Here is a 19310-nt window from a genome sequence, read left to right on the forward strand (position 1 = left end):
AGTCAGCACGCAGTGTGTGCGTGGGGCGTGTCGCTGATGCCTCAGCGCTGTGCTGCACGACGACGAGCTGCGATCACGCCAGCGGCACCGGCCGCGACGAGAAGCAGTGCGCCGAAGACGAGAGCCGAAGCCTCGAGGCCGGTGCGTGCGAGCTTGCCGTCGGAGCCCGCACCGTCGCTGCTGTCAGCGGCATTGGTGCTGTCAGGCGCGACGACGTTCAGCGCTGCCGGGTCAAGGTCAGAGATGACGACATGGTGGGTGCCCAACTCGGTGTCTGCAGGAATGGTCACCAGTGCGTTGACGACGCCGTCAGCGTTCGCCTTGACGTCTTTGGCCAGCACCACGGGCTGTGAGTGCAGCTCGATCGAGACGACTGCATCTGCTTCCAGCGAGCCCTTCTTGGTTGAGACGGTGATGACCTGACCGGGGACGACTGTGGTATCAGACAGAATGATGTCGGAGTCACGAGCCCCATCGTCTTCGCCACCGTTGCCGTCGTTGCCGGACGAGTGGTCGTCGCCACCTGTGGCATGGTCGTCGCCACCTGTGGCATGGTCGTCGCCACCTGTGGCATGGTCGTCGCCACCTGTCGCATGGCCGTCACCACCTGTGGCGTTCTGCGATGCCGGCGCGACCGAAGTGTCGGCCACGGTGTCAGCCTGTGCAACACCACCGAATCCGATCAGTGCGCCAAAGGCCAGTGCGATCGCTGCGGTGAAGCCGGCTGTGCGGCGTGAAAATGAGCTAAATGCAGTCAACGTGCATCCCCCTGTGTAGTCGTTTGTCTGTTCACGTGACAGTGCACGAGAGTCATCGCCATACGACTGCGTATCCCCCCGAGCATCGCGCCGACCGCCGTCGGCACGTAGCCAAAATAGCACACGAAACTCACAGGGATGTAAACGGCCGTGTACGCCAGACCTCAGCACGCCTTTCGACCCCTGCAACACCGCCCTGGCCGATCGACACATTCGTGCGATGGCGTTTCATCCGCCCACGCCCACGCCGGCGCCGCCACGCTCTCAACCTCCGCACGAACCGAACGCACACACGCCGACACGCCGACGGCCGTCTGTTTTGACTTTGCAGAGTCTGCAAGTTTACAGTTACTGCATTGATGCGCGCGACGCTGCCGTGATCACGCCGGCCGTCGGCACAACACTCACCCCCTACGAAGAAGGCTCCGCTATGCCCGAACTCACCCAAGAGCACACCTCTGGCGTGCTCCCGAAACGACAGATCAATCTGATCTTCGTCGCACTGATCGTCGTGATGCTGCTGAGCTCGCTCGACCAGATGATCTTCTCGACAGCACTGCCGACGATCGTCGGCGAGCTCAACGGCGTCGAGCACATGCTCTGGGTCGCAACCGCCTACATTCTCTGCGCGACCGTGATGATGCCGGTCTACGGCAAACTCGGCGACCTCTACGGTCGCAAAGCGATCACGATCGGCGCGGTGGCCGCTTTTCTGATCGGCTCGATCGTCGGCGGTCTGGCACAGGACATGACCTGGCTGATCATCGCCCGAGGCATTCAGGGTCTCGGCGGCGGCGGCCTGATGATTCTCTCGCAGGCGATCATCGCCGATATCGTGCCGCCGAAGGATCGCGGCAAGTACATGGGACCGATGGGTGCCGTGTTCGGCCTCTCATCGGTCGCCGGCCCGCTGCTCGGCGGCTGGTTCACCGATTCCATCGGCTGGCGCTGGGCCTTCTGGATGAACATTCCTCTTGCCGTCATCGCCATCGTCGCCCTCACCGTACTGCTCCATCTGCCGAAACGTACGGCCAGCAAAGTGCGTCTCGACGTGCTCGGCACCGTGCTGCTCGCAATCTGGGTATCGTGCCTGGTGCTGTTCACCTCATGGGGAGGCAACACCTATGAGTGGGACTCTCCCCAGATCATCGGGCTGATCGTCGCCACAGTCGTCTTCGCCGGACTGTTTCTGTGGGCTGAGGCCAAAGCAGCCGACCCGCTGCTGCCGCTCGCGCTGTTCCGCAACCGCAACTTCAACCTGACCACCGCCGCCGGCCTCGCCGTCGGCATCGCGATGTTCGGAACGCTCGGCTACATGCCGACCTATCTGCAGATCGTGCACGACACCGGCGCGACCGAGTCAGGCCTGCTCATGGTGCCCATGGTGATCGGGCTGATGCTCACAGCCATCGCCTCTGGCCAGCTCGCCAGCCGCACCTCGCACTACAAGTGGATGCCACTGGCCAGCATGCTGCTCGTCGCAGCCTCGCTGGTGCTGCTCTCGACGCTGCACGCCGACACTTCGCTGTGGGTGCTGTGCTCGTACATCTTTCTGCTGGGCGCCGGCATCGGTCTCGGCATGCAGATTCTGGTGTTGGTCGTGCAGAACGAGTTCCCCATCACGCAGGTCGGCACTGCGACCGGTGCGAACAACTTCTTTCGCGAGATCGGCGCCACGCTCGGGTCGGCCATCGTGGGCAGCGTGTTCACTTCGAGCCTGACTCGTCTGCTGACCGACCGCATGCCGCAGACCGGCGCAGCAGGTGGTGCGACAACCGGCATCGACTCGCTCACCCCGGCCGTGGTCAGAGATCTGCCCGCACCGATTCGCGATGTCATCGTGAACTCGTACAACGACGCGCTCACCCCGATCTTCATGTGGCTGATGCCGCTGCTGCTGATCGCCTTCGTGCTGCTGCTCTTCGTGCAGGAGCATCCGCTCGCCACCTCGGTCGACCAGTCGGGCAAGACGGCCATCGACGACTCTGGCGTCACGCCTGCCGACGTCGAGGCCACGCGCCGACCAGGCGAGCCTCGTCAGCACGGCGCACATGCGGCATCCGCCGCCCCGACGCACGATCACTCGCAGGTTCGTGACGATGGCTGATCAGCCCGAGGAGGCATCAGCCTCATGCGCTCATGAGGGACTGCGCCAGCGCAAGCTGCGCCAGACTCGTGAGCACGTCGAGCAGGTGACGGTCGATCTCGTCGACCGTCTGGGGTACGACGAGGTCTCGGTCGAGATGATCTGCGATCAGGCCGAGATCTCGCCGCGCACGTTCTACAACTACTTCGGCACGAAGGATGCTGCGATTCTCGGCTATATTCCGGCGAGCATCGATGCAGACGCACTGCAGGAGTTCATCGCTCGTGCGGATGACGACATCATCGATGCGCTGCTGAGGCTGATCGCGTCAGCCGAGAACAGCCCGCTGCGGCGGTCGTCGCTGCAGGCCCAGCGCCATCGGATCCTGCATCAGCACCCCCACCTGCTGACTGAGATGGCGAGTCGCATCGAACGGCTGCAGAGCCGCCTGAACGACGCGATCGCCGAGCGGGTCGCGTGCGAGCTGGGCGCCGCGCCGACGGATGCCACGGTGCAGCAGCGAGCGCGTCTGCTGTTCGCTGTCGTGACCGCAGTGATCAAGATCTCGCTCGTGGCCGGCCCCGAGCCGCTGACGCAGGATCTGCCGGTGAGTGAGGCCGCCGTGCTCGAACGGCTGCGCAGCGCTCGCAGGCTTGCGGTCGAGATGCTGCAGTGAGCATGGGGCCGTGCTCTGGGCACGGCCCCATGTCGAGCGGCGCAGACTACTGAACGGGGCCCTCTGCCAGCGTCACGGTCTGAGTGTGCGTGGTGCCCTGTGCATCGACCCAGGTGACAGAGACCTGATCGCCGACGGCATGCTTCGCGATGATCGTGCTCAGGCCGTCGGCGCTGCTCACCGTCTGCCCGTCGATGGCGATGATCGTGGAGCCGGCGCTGATGCCTGCCGTTGCCGCCGGAGTGTCATCGACGACCCCGGCGACAGACGCGCCACTGGTCTGAGCAGATGAGCCGCTGCGAGAGCCGCGATTCGACGACGAACCTGTCGAGCTGCTCCAGCTCTGCATCGAGACGCCCAAGAACGGGGCGCCACCGATGCGCACGCTGCCTGATGCATCCTTGTTCTCGATCTGCTGCACCACACTCGTCACGGTCTGAATCGGAATCGCATAGCCGACCACCGTTCCGCCGGTGCTCGCAGCGACCGTCATCGCAGCAACCTCGCCCTCTGCGTCGAGCACCGGCCCGCCCGAGTCACCCGACACGACGTCGGCGCCGAACTCGATGAGCCCGCTCAGGCTCTCGCCGGTCGTGCCGGCACCCGTTTCGGTGCCCGAGCCACTCCCCGAGCGCGCCGCTGCGCCCTGCGTGGTGATCGACTTGTTCGTCGCGGTGACTTGCCCCGCGGCAGCCACCAATGATCCACGACCCTGCGCATTGCCGATCGCCGTGAGAGTGTCACCGGCGTTCACACCGTCGTCGTCGACCGGCGCGACCTCGAGGCCGGATGCATCCTGCAGCTGCAGCAGTGCGACATCCTTCGTCGAGTCGCTGCCGAGCACCTTCGCACTGTAGCTCGCGCCCGTCGACGCAACCGTCACCTTGATCTGCGTCGCGCCCTCGACGACGTGGTGGTTCGTCGCGATGAGGCCGTCGCTCGTGAGTACGAATCCGCTGCCGGCCGCTTCGCCGCTGCCGTAGTCGAGCACCGTCTCGATGATCACGGCGCCACGCTGCTGAGCGGCGGATGCTGCGGTCGCGCCCGCGTTTGAGGTGCCTGACCGCCCCGAGTCGTCGATCGTGCTGTCGCCGCTGTTGGACTGGCCCGAGCCGTTGACGCCGTAGCCGTTGCCGAACGCAGGCAGCGCCTGGCTGCTTCCAGAGCCGGTCTGGCCGGAGTGAAAACCGCCGGAGAGCGTGGTGATGCCGAGCGTCAGTCCCGCGCCGATGGCCATTGCGCCGCCGAGAGCGAGGGCTTTGCGCCAGACGGCGGAGCCGCCGCGCGGCGACGCGACCGGGCCGTCGGGCTGCTGCTGCGCGGCATATGCAGTGTCTGTCGTGAACGCCCAGTTCGGCACATACCGATCATCGGTGTTCGTCTTCTGGCCGTGCGCGTTCTGGTCGTTCTGCCCGCCGTGCACCTGCTGCTGGCGGGGCACCGCCTGGGTGTCGTCATCGTCGTACATGAAGTGCCTCCTCGTTCGTACTGTCAGTACAGACCGCGAAGCTGAGGGAGGCTTAGCGCATGCCCATGGGGAGTCTTTCTGCTTGCTGAGAGCAGACTGTCAGCCCATCTTTGGCGAGCGACTGCCGGCGTGGCAGGCGGTGGCATCGCAGCACTCGTCACGCGCCGCAGCCGACCGCCGCACCGCGTACCGCGTACCGCGTGTCACCGCACGAGTCGGTACCGATGCTCTGGGCGTCCGGCCTGCCCGTACTGCAGCTGCACCTGCACGATGCCCTCGCCCGCCAGCGTGGTCAGATACCGCTGCGCCGTCGACCTCGACACCCCGATCGAATCCGCGACCTGCTGGGCCGACACCACATCCTGTGCCTCTTCGAGCGCGGTCACGACCGCACGCTCCGTCTCGGAGCGCGACCGCGGAGCTGCCGCATCGCCGCTGTGCAGAATGCGCTGGGCGCGCTCGACCGCCTCCTGATCGATCTGAGTGCCCTCGCGCAGCACGCGCCGATAGCGCAGATAGGCCTCAAGCCGCGCTGTGAGCAGCGTGCGCGCAAACGGTTTGATCAGCATGCCCAGTGCACCGCTGCGCAGCACCTGCCGCACGGTCACGGCGTCATTCGCCGCGCTCAGGACAAAGGCGTCGACGTCGATCTCACGCAGCAGCGAGATCCCGCTGGCATCCGGAAGATACAGATCGAGAAGCAGCAGATCGGGCTGCTCTTGACGCACCGCCTCGATCGCCGCACGCCCCGAGTGAACCGGTTCCAGAGCGCTGAATCCCTCCACAGCGTCGACGTATCGCGCATGCAGGTCGGCCACGCGAAAGTCGTCGTCGACGATGAGCACCCGATGATCGGTCATCATTCCTCGTTCTCTGCATCGTGCACGGTCGCACACTGCTGAACCTCGACCTTGACCGTGTTGGGCAGGCGTGCGCAGAACACCGCGCCACCGTTCTCTGTTCGCGCGGAGGCCACCCACACGTCGCCTCCCATCCGCCGGGCGATCTCACGACTGAGCGGCAGCCCGATGCCTCGGCCGTGGGCGCCGGCCAGCAGACCTCCGTGCTGTGTGCGGATGCCGCCCGACAGCCCGCCTGCGGTCTCGCCGAACTCACCGGCTCGGGTTTCGACAGACGGTACGGCATCGAGCGTGTACAGCTGTTCTGTGGTCGTGACGAACGGATCGGTGCCGTCAGGCACGCCGTCACCGGAGTCGGCGACGACCAACACACATTCGTCTCCGTCGTTCATGATCTCGACCTCGACCCAAGGCTGTGCGGCGACGTCGTCGTTCCTCTCGGCATCGATCGCCGCCCGCAACGCGTTGTCGACCAGGTTGCCGAGCACGGTGGCGATCGTCTCGGCGTCGTGCACCCGACCGTTCACCGCCGTCTCTGAGCCGACGGTGAGCAGCACGCCATGTTCTGCGGCCTGCGTGCCCTTGGCACCGAGGAACGCCTGCAGATACGGATCGCTGACACGGTCGAGATGCCGCACCGGGTATCGCAGAGGCCCGTGTTCGAGCAGCCTGCCCAGATACCGCCGTGCCTCGTCGACCTGCCCGACCTCGAGCAGACCGTGCACCGCATGCAGACGGTTCGCGAACTCGTGACGCTGCACGCGCAGGGCCTGACTCATCGCATCCACCGCCTGCAGGCGTTCGGTCATCTGCAGCACGTCGGTCTTGTCTCGCAGAATGACCACGCAGCCCACATCGTGACCGCCGCGGCCCACAGGTCGCACGTCTGCGAGCACGACGCGACTCGCCACGACGGTTTCGAGTGCGCATCCACGTCGATCGGCCAGCGTTCGGCGCACGGCGCGATGCAGATCCTCGGGCAGTGGGAGGTCATTCCATCGGCGTCCGGCCAGCGCTCCGTCGCCGATCAGGCGAATCGCGACGTCGTTCGCCGTGGTGACGGCACCGTCGTCGCCCACACCGATCACGCCTTCGTCCACGCTCTCCAGCGTTGCCTCCTGGTTCTGCGCGAAGCTCACGAAGTCTTCGGGCCTGACCCCCAGAGTGAGCCGCCGCAGTCGCCGCCAGACCAAGATCGATGCGACGACGCCGAGCAGCACTGTGCCGAGTGCGGCGAGCGCAACCGGCCAGAGAGCAGCGGGGAGCCCGGACCAGATCAGATCTCGAGACAGCCCGACGCTCACCTCGCCGATCACCGAACCGTCAGACGGCGAGCGCAGAGGAACCTTCGCACGTGCGGATTGGCCGAGCGTTCCGCGCTCTTCGATCTGAACTTCTTCTCCCTGCAGCACGGGCCCCATGTCGGTGCTCACCGGCCGCCCGATCTCGTCCGGGTTCGGGTGCGAGAGACGAATGCCGTCGCGGCCTGCCACCACGACGAAGAGGGCTCCCGTTCGTTCCCGCACGGCCTCCGCAGTGCGGGCCACGTCGGTACGAGCAGAGACGGCTTCGGCCGCCTCAGCGTCTGAATGATGGATGTCGTCGCGGCTGAGTTCGACGGCGCGCTGCACCTGAGGGTCGCTCGCGACGCTGCGCGCGATCGCAGTCGACTCGGCCTGCGCCTGGTCGAGACGCTGCTGCCAGGTGATCCAGCTGAACGCGCCGGAGAGCACAAGGGCGACGCCGAGCATCATGACCAGCTGCAGCACGATGATCTGGCCGGTGAACGACCAATGGCGGCGGGGCGTGCGGGTCATGAGCTCCTTTTCTCGGCCGATAGGCATTCAGCCTAGCGACACCTCGATCATGACACCTCGGTGACCACACAGTGTCGTGCACAGAATGCACACAATAGGTTTTTCGCGACTTTCGCAGTCCAATGCGTACAACCGCGCCCGAAGCCCCGGGCCCGGCCTACTCTGACGTCGGCACGCCGCTTCTGTTTCCCCGCAGGGCGGAGTGCTGCTTTCTCGACAGCGCTGACAAAGGAGTCACTATGCTCGTCATTCTCGGTTTCGGGATGATCCTCACCTTCATGGTGCTGATCATGACAAAACGTCTCTCGCCCGCCGTGGCGTTGATCGCGGTGCCCACGATCTTCGCGCTGTTCACCGGCATCGGCTGGGGCCTCGGCGATGCGATCACGCCGGCGGTCAAGAGTCTGGCACCGACCATGGCGCTGCTGACTTTCGCCATCGTGTTCTTCGGCACCATGCTCGACGTCGGTCTCTTCGACCCGCTTGTGCGCGGTATCACCAAGGTGTGCGGCACTGACCCGGTGAAGATCGTGGTCGGCACCGCCGTGCTGGCGGCCGTCGTGTCGCTCGACGGCGACGGGTCGACCACATTCATCGTCGTCACCTCTGCACTGCTGCCGATCTACCTCAAGATGGGCCTGAGCCCTGTGGTGCTGACCTGCGTCGCCGGTCTGGCCAACGGCACGATGAACATCATTCCGTGGGGCGGCCCCACAGTGCGAGCCGCTGCGGCGCTGCAGGTCAGCGCGACAGACGTCTTCGTGCCGATGCTCCCCTCGCTCGGCGTCGGGCTGCTGGTGATGCTCGCGTTCGCCTGGCACCTCGGCGTGCTCGAACGGCGGCGTCTGGCAGCGGCAAATGGTTTCTCAGGCTCGGTGAACACCGAAGTGCTCACGACCGTCTCACAGGACAGCCTGGTCAGCGGCATGCTCGACCCCGACCGCGAGAAGCGTCGCCCGAAGCTGTTCTGGTTCAACGCAGTGCTGACCCTGGCTGTGCTGGTGCTACTCGTCGTCGACGTGCTGCCGCTCTACTACGTCTTCATGCTGGGCACCGCACTGGCCCTCATCGTGAACTTTCCCAAGCCGAGCGCGCAGTTCGAGCAACTCGTCGCCCACGCATCCAGCGTGCTCTCGGTGGTCTCGATGGTCATGGCAGCAGCCGTGCTGATCGGTGTGCTCGACGGCACGGGCATGGTCGACGCGATGTCGAACTGGCTGGTCTCGATCATCCCGAGCTCACTCGGCCCGTACTTGGCGGTCATCACCGGCGTGCTCAGCATTCCGATGACCTTCTTCATCAGTAACGACGCGTTCTACTACGGCATGCTGCCGGTGCTGGCGCAGAGCGCTCAGCAGTTCGGCATCGAGCCCGTCGAGATGGCCCGGGCCTCGATCATCGGGCAGCCGTTCCATCTGCAGTCGCCGCTGGTGCCCGCCATCCTGCTGCTGGTCACCCTGGCCAAGGTCGACTTGGGCGATCATCACAAGAAGGTGCTGTGGCGGGCGGCGGCCGTGTCGATCGTGATGCTCGTCGTCGGCGTGCTGGTCGGAGTCATCCCCTTCGGCTGATCGGCCGGGCTGCCGCCTACCATGCCTCCGCAAGCAGGCGCATGCTGCGCAGCCGATCCGCCGGATCGTGCGCGTACGTCACCGTGATGAGCTCGTCGGCCCCGGTTGCGGCCGCGAGCGCGCGCAGTTCCGCAACCACGACATCCGCCGAACCGACCGCACGCACCCGCAGCATCGCGTCGCTGAGCCGCTGCGCCTCGGGCGGCAGCGATTCGGGGTCGACCGCGGGCTGAAGCGGCAGGCGCGCACCGGTGCGCACGCTGACCATCATCTGCTGCACGGTCGTCCACAGTCGCCGAGCCTCCGCGTCGGTCGGTGCGACCATCACGTTCACGCCCACCATCACGCGCGGGCGGTCGACCTGGGCCGTGGGAGCGTCCGCGTTGAACTCAGCACGGTAGGTCTCGATCACCTGCTGCATGCCGTCGGGCGCGAAGTGCGACGCGACCGCGAACGGCAGGCCCATCGCGCCGGCGATCGATGCGCCGACCGGGCTCGATCCGAGCACCCAGATCGGCACGTTCGTTCCGGCCGAGACGCCCGAGACCACTGGTGCGCTCAGCGCTCGGCCTTCGGGGCCGAACCAGCCGATCAGGTCGGCGATGTTGCGCATGACCGCCTGCGGAGCCGACCCCGAACGCGCGAGCAGCGACGAGGTGGTCGGGTCGGTGCCCGGGGCCCTCCCGATGCCGAGGTCGATGCGCCCGGGGTGCAGCCGCGCGAGCGTGCCGAACGCTTCGGCGACCATGAGGGGCGGGTGGTTCGGCAGCATGACGCCGCCCGAGCCCACGCGGATGCGGTGGGTGTTCGCCGCCGCCCGCTCGATTAACAGGTCGGTTGCGCTCGCTCCTAGCTGCTGGGTGTTGTGGTGCTCGGCGTACCAGTACCGTTCGTAGCCGAGCTCATCGGCCAGCTTCGCCGCGTCGAGTGACGCGTCGAACGCTGCGTTCATGTCGCTGCCAGCGCTGACCGGCACGAGGTCGAGCACGTTCAGGGGAATGTCGTTGCGCATGAGGCTCCTTTTGCCGTGGACCGTTGTTGGCGCAGCTGCCCGCAGCGGCTCCTGCCGCAGACGACCGTGGACTGCGGCAGCTTGCGGTCTGCTGCCGAGAACTCGCCTTGAGTCGCAACGCATCTGGGCCCGGGGTTCTTCCCGGCGCAGGCATCCCCCTCCCGGTTCCTCCCTGTGCCGGCATCCCCCTCCCGGTTCTTCCCTGTGCCTGCATCCCCGGGTCTTCGGCGCGCGGGCTTCTCTTCGCTCTCACCTCACCCCGCGCGGGCATCCCCGGTTCTTCGCTGCGCGGGCATCCCCGGTTCTTCGCTGCGCGGGCTTCTCTCCCCTACTAAAAGCACAGAACGTGTGACCTTCGACCGAGCAAGCCCGCACCTACTACGCACTCACGCCGCATTCGACAAATCCTGCACACTCGGCGCCGCACACACACCCGACCCCCACCGAAAGTACAGAAGGCGCGACCATCAGCAAGCGACGCCCGCACCTTCTGCGCACTCACGCCGGGCAGACCGCCCTGCCGCATCCAGACATGGCAAATGCCGCCCCACACCTTCCAGACATGCCAAATTCCATGTCTCGATGTCAGGGGGCGGCATTTGCCATGACTCGATGGAGTTGAACCTTCACCTACATGGTCGGCACGAACCAAGGCGGCATTTGCCCTGGCCCGATGCCCTCAAACTCGGCGAATCTCCCGCGCCCTGTTCGCACGCGCGACCTGCGCCAGCTCCGTCTCCGGCGCAAGCAGCTCCCAGGCGTGCGGCACGCCGGGGTAGACGCACAGCTCTACCTGCACACCCGCGTGCAGCAGTCGCTTCGCATAGTCGATGTCTTCATCGCGAAAGATATCGAGCGTACCCACATCGATAAACGCATCGGGCAGTCCGGAGAGGTCAGAGGCACGACCGGGCACAGCGTAGGGCGAAGCCGGCTCCAACGCTCCGGCACTGTCTCCGAGCAGCGCCTGCCACCCGGTGATGTTGTCTTCGAACGTCCACGTCAGAAACGGCGCAATCGCGGGGTCGGTCACCACGGTGCGGTCATCGAGCATCGGATAGATGAGAATCTGCTTCGCAAGCTTCGGGCCGCGCCGATCACGTGCCATCAGCGCGAGCCCGGCGGCGAGATTGCCACCGGCGCTGTCCCCGATCACGAAGAACCGATCCGGGTCGCCGCCGCCGAGCTCGTCGAGGTGCTCCCACGCCCACACCAGACCTGCGTAGGAATCCTCGCTCGGCGTCGGGTGCGGATGCTCGGGCGCCAGCCGATAGTCGGGGGCGAACAGCGGCACACCAGCCTGAGCTGCGTAGCCGGCGATGATCGGCGTGTACTGCTCGATCGTGCCCAGGATCATGCCTCCGCCATGTGTGTAGACCCCGAACGCGTCCGACTGTCGCTCCCGTGGTGTGAAGAGTCGACCGCGGATGCTCTGGCCGTCCCCGACCGGAATCTCGTGATCCGTGATGGTCACCTCCGTTTCGTCGAAAGGCTCCTCTCCGGTGCCCAGCAGCGCTTTGAAGGCTTCACGGCGACCTTCGATGTCGCCGACGGCGGGCAGTTCAGTGTCTGCGATCGGTTCGCCCCCAGTTTGTTGAGCCGCAAGAAGTGCGGCGTATTCAGGATCAACAGCCAGTTGGGTCATGAGCAGCTCCTCTGTTATCGGCACCCTGTGCGGGTGCATCGCTATGGCACAGCGTGTTCCTGTGTCCCTGTGTTCTGGCAATGCGTGTTCCCAGTGTTCTGAAGGTGCGAATCGCCAGTGTTCTGAAAGTGCGAGCCGCCAGGCTTCTGAGCCTGTGTGCTCATGGTTCTCGCATTGCGCACACACGAGTGAGTCTGCTCTCACTCAAGGCAGCCGCACCAATCAAATACGACATCCAACCGACTCGCGGCGAAAGCACAGAAGGTGCGCCCATCAGCTGAGTAAGCCCGCACGTTCTACGCACTCGGCGCCGCATTCAACCGATTCTGCACGCTTGACACCGCGTGCCACAGGTTCGACGCACTCGCGCCACGTTCAACAGTTTCTACACACTCGCGCCGCACAAACAGAAGAGGCCGGGCACAATGCCCGGCCCCATCCGGCCAAAATCCATCAGCTCGAGCCCGTCCGGCCGAGACGCGTCACCCGCAGCAGACCTACTTCGTCTGTGCAGCAACCTCATCCCGAGTCAACACCACGTCGTCGGGCTTCACGTCGTCTGTGAAGAACTGCTTCAACTGGTCGTTGTAATCCTGCTCAAAGAATCCCTCGCTGGTCAGCGACGAGATACGCTCATTGACCCACTTCAACAGGTCGGCGTTGCCCTTGGCCACGGCCGGCGCGATGAACGACTGGTCGCCCAGCTGCTTGATTCCCACGGTGAACCCAGGGTTGTCCTTCGCCCACGAGTACAGATACGTGTTGTCGTCGGCCAGCGCCGCCGCACGCCCGTCTTTGAACGCCTGGAACTGCTGCGTCTTCGAGTCAAACTTCGTCTGCTCGATCTGCGGAAAGTTCTCAGTGAAGTACTGCTCGGCCGTTGTCCCCTTGTTCACCGCGAGGGTCTTGCCCTCCAGCTGCGAGGGGTCGGTGATTGCAGCGCTCTCTGGCGACGCCACCCCGATCGAGACCTTCATGTACGGCGTGCCGAAATCGACGACCTCTTTGCGTTCGTCGGTGACGGTGAAGTTCGCGAGCACCAGGTCAGCTTTGTCAGACCGCAGCGAGTCGACCCGCGCATCCGCATTCACCGGCACCCACTCGACCTTGACGCCCAAGTCTTTGGCCAGCCTCTCGCCCAGCTCGACGTCGAAGCCGGTGTTCGTGCCGTCGTCTTTGGTGTAGCCGTATGGCTTCAGATCGGTGAACGTCGCAATGCGGATAGTTCCCTTGTCTTTGATCTGCTGCACGGTCGCACCGGTCTGCGCGCCGTCAGAGCTGTCTGAGCTGCTGCCAGAGCAGCCTGCGAGCGCGAGGGCCGCGATGCCTACGGTGGCGAGGGCGGCAATGGTCTTGCGAATCTTCATCTGTGTCTCCTGTGTCTGGTTGTCAGTCGTTCGTCTTCTGGTGGGTCGAAATTCATGCGGATGTCATGGTCGCGCCCGACGTGACCTCGCGTCGCGACCCGAGCGACGACGTGGGCCTCAGAGGTGTTCGAGAGGTCGACCGGTCGCCCGGCATCACTCGAGCGGGGCCATGCTGGCCAGGAAGCGCTGGGCGCGTTCAGTGCGCGGATGCTGGAAAAACTCCGCTCCGGAGGCACGCTCTGCGATGACCCCGCCGTCGAGAAAGAGCACGGTGTCGGCGACACGACGAGCGAACTCCATCTCGTGAGTGACGACGATCATGGTCATCTCGCGTTTGGCGAGTCCGAGCAGAATCTCGAGCACCCCGCGCACCATCTCGGGGTCGAGCGAGGCGGTGACTTCGTCGAAGAGCATCAGGTCGGGCTGCATTGCTAGGGCGCGTACGATCGCGACGCGCTGCTTCTGCCCGCCGCTGAGCTGCCGCGGGTATGAGTCGCGGTAGTCGCTCATCTGCACCTGGGCCAGCAGTCGGTCGATCTCGACGTCGACCTCGGTACGATCGCGGTGCTGCACCCTCGTCGGGGCCAGCCTGATGTTCTCGGCGACGGTCAGATTCGGGAAGAGATCGTAGCTCTGAAAGACCATGCCGATACGGCTGCGCAGCGGCTGCCAGGCCTTTTCCTGCGCACGGCCGGTGCGCTTCGAGCCGGTGCCCGAAGCCATGTCAACGACCACGTCGCCATCGAACTCGATGCGCCCGCCGTCGATCGTCTCGAGCCCGTTCAGGCAACGGATCAACGTGGACTTGCCCGACCCCGACGGGCCGAGCAGCACCTGCACGCTGCCCTTCGGCACCTCGAGAGACACCTCTTTGAGCACGTGCCGGTCACCGTACGACTTGGCCAGGTCGCGCACCTCCAGCAGCGATCGTTCAGCGGATTCACCCATGAGTGCGCTCCTTCGTTCTGCGCTCGAGTCGGCTCGCGAACATCGCCAGCGGCCAGCAGACGACGAAGTAGAGCACGAAGATGAAGAGGTAGATCCAGAATGGCGCGTCGGGGGCGGTGTCGCGGTTGGCCTCCATGATCTGCTGACCGACGCTGACCACGTCGAGCACACTGATGAGCAGCAGCAGCGAGGTGGTTTTGATCACGCGGGTGGCCAGGTTGATCGTAGCCGGCACCATCAGCACGATCGACTGCGGAATGCGCACGTATCGCAGCTGCTGCACCGCGTTCAGTCCCAGCGCACGCCCGGCATCCACTTGATGGACCGGCACCGACACTAATGCACCACGCACCACGTCGCTGATTTCTGCCGCAACCCACAGCGCGAACGCGACCACCGCGATGGTCTCGCCGCCAACCTGCACACCGAGCTCACGCGGCAGAATGTAGTAGAAGAGGAAGAGCAACACCAGCGTCGGGATGATGCGAAAGAACTCGAGGTAGAGCCGCAGCACAGTGCGCACAATGCGACTCGGCAGCAGGCGCAGCGCGCCCAGCACGATGCCGAGCGGAATGCCCACCAGCAGCGAGAGCGCAGCGATGCGCACCGACACCCACAGCCCGCCGAGCAGCCGCCCGAGAATGGTGGGGTCGAGCAGCAGCTCAATGCCCGAAGGAACCACGGCGCACCCTCCTCTCGAGCAGCGTCAAACCGATCGACAGCGGCACCAAGATGATCGCATATGCCACAACAAGCATGAGCAGGTACTCGTCGGTGCGGTAGTACATGCCGATCAGGTAACGCGCGGTGTTCGTCAGCTCGGGCACCGCGATCACGGTGAAGATCGAGGTTTCTTTGACGAGAAAGATCATGTTCGCGGCGACGGCGGGCACGCTGAGCCCCAGCCCCTGCGGCAGGGTGACATATCGGGCACGCTGCAGGCGTGTGAGACCGAGTGCGCGCGCCGACTCTTGCTGAATGGCGGGGATGCCGCTGAAGCCACCGCGAAACGCCCCGGCCATGTATGCCCCGCCCATCAGCGCGAGACCGATGATGGCACAGGCCTGAGCCGGCAGTTTGATGCCGACGACTGGCAGAGCATAGTAGAGAAAGAAGAGGTGAATCAGCAGCGGGGTGTTGCGCAGCAGCTCTTCATACGTAGCGGCGACCTTGGCGGCGACCGGCACGTCGAATTCACGCACCAGCGCGGCGATCGCCCCGATCACGACGGCGAGCGCAATGCCGACCGCCGACAGCCACAGGGTCGTCCAGAACGCGTCGGCGAACAGCGGCAGCGCCTTCTCGATGACCGACCACTTCACTGTCGATCACCTCCGGCCTCTCTGTGTCTGCTCGCGTCTGCTGCGTGTGTCGCGTGTGTTGCGCCTCGCGTCTGTCGCGTGTGTTTTCGTCGCGGTGACGCGTGCCCCGTTGTGCGGATGCCGTGCGCGCCCGATGCGGTCAGGTCCCGCCGGCAGCGTGCGTGGGCACAACCTGTATAGCGTACGGCTTGGGCGGTGGGCACGGAAGTCAGCCTGCAACACTGTGTAACAGTGGGCGGCTGGCCGGCACCCGCCGAGATTGCAGAACTTGCGACCATACGTCAGCAACACCCGCAGGTTCCACACACTCGCACCGCATTCCCCAGGTTCTACACACTCGACGCCGAGGCATACTGCTCTGCTCCATCCAGACGTCGCAAATGCAGCCCCACACCATCCAGACATGCCAAGTTCCATGCCTCGATCGTCTGAGCCGTCATTTCCCATGCATCGATCGTCTGAGCCGTCATTTCCCATGCTCCGGTGCCGAACACCGGCACCACTGACACCGCAAGTGCGGAAGGTCCGGGCGTCAGGCGGGCAAGCCCGCAGGTGCTACACGCTCGCACCGCATTCAGCAGGTTCTGCGCATTCTCGTCGCTATTGGTGCTCAAGGAGCCGTGCCGCGGCCTGCATACGCTCTCGAGCCCGTTGAGTGAGCCTCTCACCACCAAAGAACCGGAGTGCACCGCGCATCGTCTGCTCGTCCGTGAGCTTCAGCCGGCGATTCTGCGAACTGAGGATCAGAGCGACCGCGACTTCAGGCAGGGAAATGTCATCGAACGACCACTCGTTAAAGAGCAGGTACCGTCGAGCCGTGCGATGCATGCGGCTGTCTTCCTTCGAGCACCACAGCATCTCGTCCGCGTCAAGATATGCCTCACTCCGTAAAAAGCCGATCATGCTCTGACGTCGTGATCCTTTGACTCGTTCCAGGCCCAGCCCAGAACCAAGCTTTGGAATGGCCTTAGCCATCGGGATCGGCCCCTCGACGCTGAGCAGTCTATGCAGATATGGTCGCAGCCGTTTCCAGCCCCGCTCTGACTCCAGCAGCTCAGCGTGCGAGTAGAATTCGTGCCCTGTCTCGAACGGATTCCAATGTGTGACGTCGATTGCACGCACCTGATCGATGCTTGAGGGTCGCTGCCACGCTGCATCAACGGCATCAGATGAATGCCCCAACAGGCCTGGCTGGGGCAAGCCTGCAGAGGATGCCCCATCTGCAGCACGGGCGACAAATTGGCTCTCCTGCGGTGAGGCCTCCTCTGCTTCTATCGCAGCCTTCGTGGAAAAAGCTCGCACGGCCGTCAGCCCTTCCGAACTCAGAACGCTCTCGGCAGGCTCACGTTGCTCCGCGGCCTCCGGCTCGCGCAGCTGGTCCGCTTCGTCTACCGAGAAGTCAACATCATCAGCATCGGCAACGCCGCCCCCAACGGTGACGTGCTCGGCTTCGGCCACAACTGACGACTGTGCGTTTGCGATGGCCTGTTCAAGCCGGAGAATCTCGGCCTCTGGATCGCGGATCCAGTCCGGCAGCCAGACCCGCAGAACGACCGGCCACTTCAGCCGGTCTTGCAGAACGGTGATCGGCAGCAAGTCCCGATCCGCGACGGTTGGACGTCTCGCCCACGACACCCCGTCGAGCAGAACCGCAGCGACCGGTTTGTCGGGGGCTTCGGGCCGCGCGATGACCAGGTCAAGCCGAAACTGTTCTGACAGTCCGACATCAGTGCTCACCGCGTATCCGTCGAGTCGCAACTGATTCGCGATCTGATCGCGGTGCGGATCGTCACGTTTTCGGCGGTCGATCAGTGCGTCAGCCTGATCGCCCGCGCCGCCGACTCGAGCGAACAGCATATAGTTACGCAGATCTCGCAGTCCCTGCGAACTCGTGCGGTCCAGGTCGATGTCTTCCGGATCGAAGCTCGTGACGACGGTCACCTCACGTCTTGCTCGCGTCACCGCGACGTTCAGCCTGCGTTCACCACCCTTCAGCGTGAGCGGGCCGAAATTGAGTCTGAGACGCCCATCTGGCTCGCAGCTGAATGCTGTCGAGAAAACGATCGTGTCACGTTCGTCGCCCTGAACGTTCTCCAGGTTCTTCACGAAGAGACCCTCATCGCTTTGATCGAGCGCCTCAGTGATGCGATCGTCGTCCAGTGCACGAAGACGCTCGTCGATGAGGTCTCGCTGCTGCACATTGAATGTCACGATGCCGATCGAGGGAATCTGACCCTCCGAAGCTTCAAATCGTCGTTGCACCAGGCGAACAATCTCGTCGGCTTCAACCGGGTTGGTCCGTTTCAGCGACTTCTCGCTCGGCTCGCGTAGAAACTCGCCATTGACGCGAATCAGGTGGATGCCGGTTCGGCTGCCGTCCTCCTGCTGCCGGCCCGTCTGAGGTGAGGGAAAACTCGTCAAATTGCCGTTGTAGTAATGCGCGTTGCTGAAGGCAATGAGTGACTCGTCTTCACTGCGATAATGCCATTCCAGTGATCGCCTTTCGACACCAGCGTTCGCGCACTCGTCGAGAATCGATTCCTGATCTTCGACGACGTCATCAATCTCGTTCAGATCCAGATCATCGCGGTTGTTGCGCACCTCCATATACGACGTGGGTGGCATCTGTTTGGAGTCTCCGACGATGACCGCGGAGCGTCCGCGACCTATGGCGCCGATCGCATCTGCGACCCGTACCTGTGAGGCCTCGTCGAAGACGACGAGATCGAACTGATCTGCACGCGGCGGAATGAACCGGGCCACAGACTCAGGGCTGACCAGAACACAGGGCGTGATCTGAACGATCAAGTCTGCGTAACGGCTGAACAGCTGGCGGATGCCCATTCCTCCGCGTTTTCGGTTCAGCTCACGACGCAGTTCACCAAGACGTGCATCATCGACGATGCTGCGGTCTCGCAGAATCTCTTGTCTCACCTGTTCTGGCACCTGCCGCCGCAGCCTGTCGATCATTCGCTGATAGTGATGAATACGCTGGTCGTGGGCTTCCCCCGGCAGGTCTCCAAAGCGGTGTGTCGCCAGCCGTTCAGTAATCGTGGCAGCGTTGACCGCTGATCGAAAGACCGAACTCGCCTCATCTGGAGACCGGCGCCCTTCCAAAAGGTCCTCGCGAAACTCCCGCGTGGCGGGTTGGTCCAGAGCAGCAAGATCTCTCAGGACGACGAGCCAGGATTCCAGCGATTGGCTGGTGAACCCGGCCACGCCACTCGGTTCGGCCTCAATTGCGGCGAACCAGTCATCGGCCAGGGTCTGTGGTGCCACTGTCTGCAGCACCCGCAGGGCGGCTGCGCCGCGCAGCAAGTCTTCGGCCCGCACCTGCCCCAGCGTTCCCGCAGCCACGGCGGTGCAGCCGAACTCTCGCACAGGGTCACTGACCTTGCCGCCCATGAGCACGGCGGCATTGTCGATGAACCGCTCCAGATGTCGACGCTGTTCTTCGAAAAAGCGATCTGAAAGGGCTTCGCCCCACGAGATCTTCGGCAGACCGAGCACACCGCACATCGAGTCGATGCTCTGCTGCACGCTGTTTCGATGTGCGACGAGCTTTTCGACAGCTGGCCTCAACTGTGGAAACTCCAAGCCGCGTCGGGTCCGCAGTAGAGGCTGCGCGGCATCTTCGACGGCCTTTCGCGCTGCGCGCCGATGAAAGAGCCCTGCATTCTCAGCATCGGCGATCTGGGCGAGCAGCCCACTGACATCAGCGTTCAGGGCCGCAGTCGTAAACGTCTGCAGGCTGTCCTTGGCAGCGGCAACTGCCTCTTG

General features: G+C 64.4%; 15 protein-coding genes. 3 read left to right on the forward strand and 12 right to left on the reverse strand.

What is annotated here, in order from left to right:
• Positions 1-41: 41 nt before the first annotated feature.
• Complete coding sequence (locus tag F8O06_RS12295) at positions 42-758, reverse strand: hypothetical protein (protein WP_192496949.1); 717 nt, start codon at positions 756-758, stop codon at positions 42-44.
• Positions 759-1188: 430 nt separating this feature from the next.
• Between F8O06_RS12295 and F8O06_RS12015 the strand changes: the two genes are divergently transcribed.
• Both F8O06_RS12015 and F8O06_RS12020 read left to right on the forward strand, forming a co-directional pair.
• Positions 1189-2865, forward strand: coding sequence for an MDR family MFS transporter (locus tag F8O06_RS12015; RefSeq protein WP_225733510.1), 1677 nt, complete (start codon positions 1189-1191; stop codon positions 2863-2865).
• Positions 2858-3520 carry a TetR/AcrR family transcriptional regulator gene (locus F8O06_RS12020; RefSeq protein ID WP_192496950.1) on the forward strand — a complete coding sequence of 221 codons (663 nt, stop codon included), beginning with the start codon at positions 2858-2860 and terminating at the stop codon, positions 3518-3520. The genes F8O06_RS12015 and F8O06_RS12020 overlap by 8 nt, the downstream gene beginning before the upstream one ends.
• A 46-nt stretch (positions 3521-3566) precedes the next feature.
• On the opposite strand, the gene F8O06_RS12025 is transcribed toward F8O06_RS12020, so the two are convergent.
• The 3 genes from F8O06_RS12025 to F8O06_RS12035 form a co-directional block, all read right to left on the reverse strand.
• Entirely contained in the window at positions 3567-4988 is a 1422-nt protein-coding gene (locus tag F8O06_RS12025) for a S1C family serine protease (RefSeq protein WP_158038782.1), read from the reverse strand.
• Positions 4989-5191: 203 nt separating this feature from the next.
• Entirely contained in the window at positions 5192-5851 is a 660-nt protein-coding gene (locus F8O06_RS12030) for a response regulator (protein ID WP_158038783.1), read from the reverse strand.
• Complete coding sequence (locus F8O06_RS12035) at positions 5848-7665, reverse strand: sensor histidine kinase (protein WP_192496951.1); 1818 nt, start codon at positions 7663-7665, stop codon at positions 5848-5850. Before F8O06_RS12035 ends, F8O06_RS12030 begins: the two co-directional genes overlap by 4 nt.
• A gap of 239 nt (positions 7666-7904) precedes the next feature.
• Here F8O06_RS12035 and F8O06_RS12040 point away from each other — a divergent pair, with 239 nt between their 5' ends.
• Positions 7905-9236, forward strand: coding sequence for a CitMHS family transporter (locus F8O06_RS12040; protein ID WP_158038785.1), 1332 nt, complete (start codon positions 7905-7907; stop codon positions 9234-9236).
• A gap of 16 nt (positions 9237-9252) precedes the next feature.
• Here the strand turns inward: F8O06_RS12040 and F8O06_RS12045 are convergent, their stop codons facing one another.
• The 8 genes from F8O06_RS12045 to F8O06_RS12435 all read right to left on the reverse strand — a co-directional run bounded on the left by F8O06_RS12045 (position 9253) and on the right by F8O06_RS12435 (position 18863).
• Positions 9253-10248, reverse strand: coding sequence for an LLM class flavin-dependent oxidoreductase (locus F8O06_RS12045; RefSeq protein ID WP_158038786.1), 996 nt, complete (start codon positions 10246-10248; stop codon positions 9253-9255).
• 679 nt (positions 10249-10927) lie between these two features.
• A complete protein-coding gene (locus F8O06_RS12050; RefSeq protein WP_158038787.1) occupies positions 10928-11893 on the reverse strand; it encodes an alpha/beta hydrolase in 966 nt (321 codons plus the stop codon).
• 497 nt (positions 11894-12390) lie between these two features.
• Positions 12391-13260 carry a transporter substrate-binding domain-containing protein gene (locus F8O06_RS12055; protein ID WP_158038788.1) on the reverse strand — a complete coding sequence of 290 codons (870 nt, stop codon included), beginning with the start codon at positions 13258-13260 and terminating at the stop codon, positions 12391-12393.
• 153 nt (positions 13261-13413) lie between these two features.
• Positions 13414-14208, reverse strand: a complete 795-nt coding sequence (locus F8O06_RS12060; RefSeq protein WP_158038789.1) for an amino acid ABC transporter ATP-binding protein — start codon at positions 14206-14208, stop codon at positions 13414-13416.
• On the reverse strand, positions 14201-14890 hold the full coding sequence (locus F8O06_RS12065) for an amino acid ABC transporter permease (RefSeq protein ID WP_158038790.1): 690 nt from the start codon (positions 14888-14890) through the stop codon (positions 14201-14203). The genes F8O06_RS12060 and F8O06_RS12065 overlap by 8 nt, the downstream gene beginning before the upstream one ends.
• Positions 14871-15530: an amino acid ABC transporter permease gene (locus F8O06_RS12070; protein WP_158038791.1), complete on the reverse strand. Its 660-nt coding sequence runs from the start codon at positions 15528-15530 to the stop codon at positions 14871-14873. Before F8O06_RS12070 ends, F8O06_RS12065 begins: the two co-directional genes overlap by 20 nt.
• Positions 15531-15859: 329 nt before the next feature.
• Entirely contained in the window at positions 15860-16144 is a 285-nt protein-coding gene (locus F8O06_RS12075) for a hypothetical protein (RefSeq protein WP_158038792.1), read from the reverse strand.
• Entirely contained in the window at positions 16131-18863 is a 2733-nt protein-coding gene (locus F8O06_RS12435; protein WP_225733512.1) for an AAA domain-containing protein, read from the reverse strand. Before F8O06_RS12435 ends, F8O06_RS12075 begins: the two co-directional genes overlap by 14 nt.
• Positions 18864-19310 lie beyond the last annotated feature (447 nt).

It is taken from the genome of Pseudoclavibacter sp. CFCC 14310, from assembly GCF_008831165.1.
Taxonomy (GTDB): Bacteria; Actinomycetota; Actinomycetes; order Actinomycetales; family Microbacteriaceae; genus Pseudoclavibacter_A.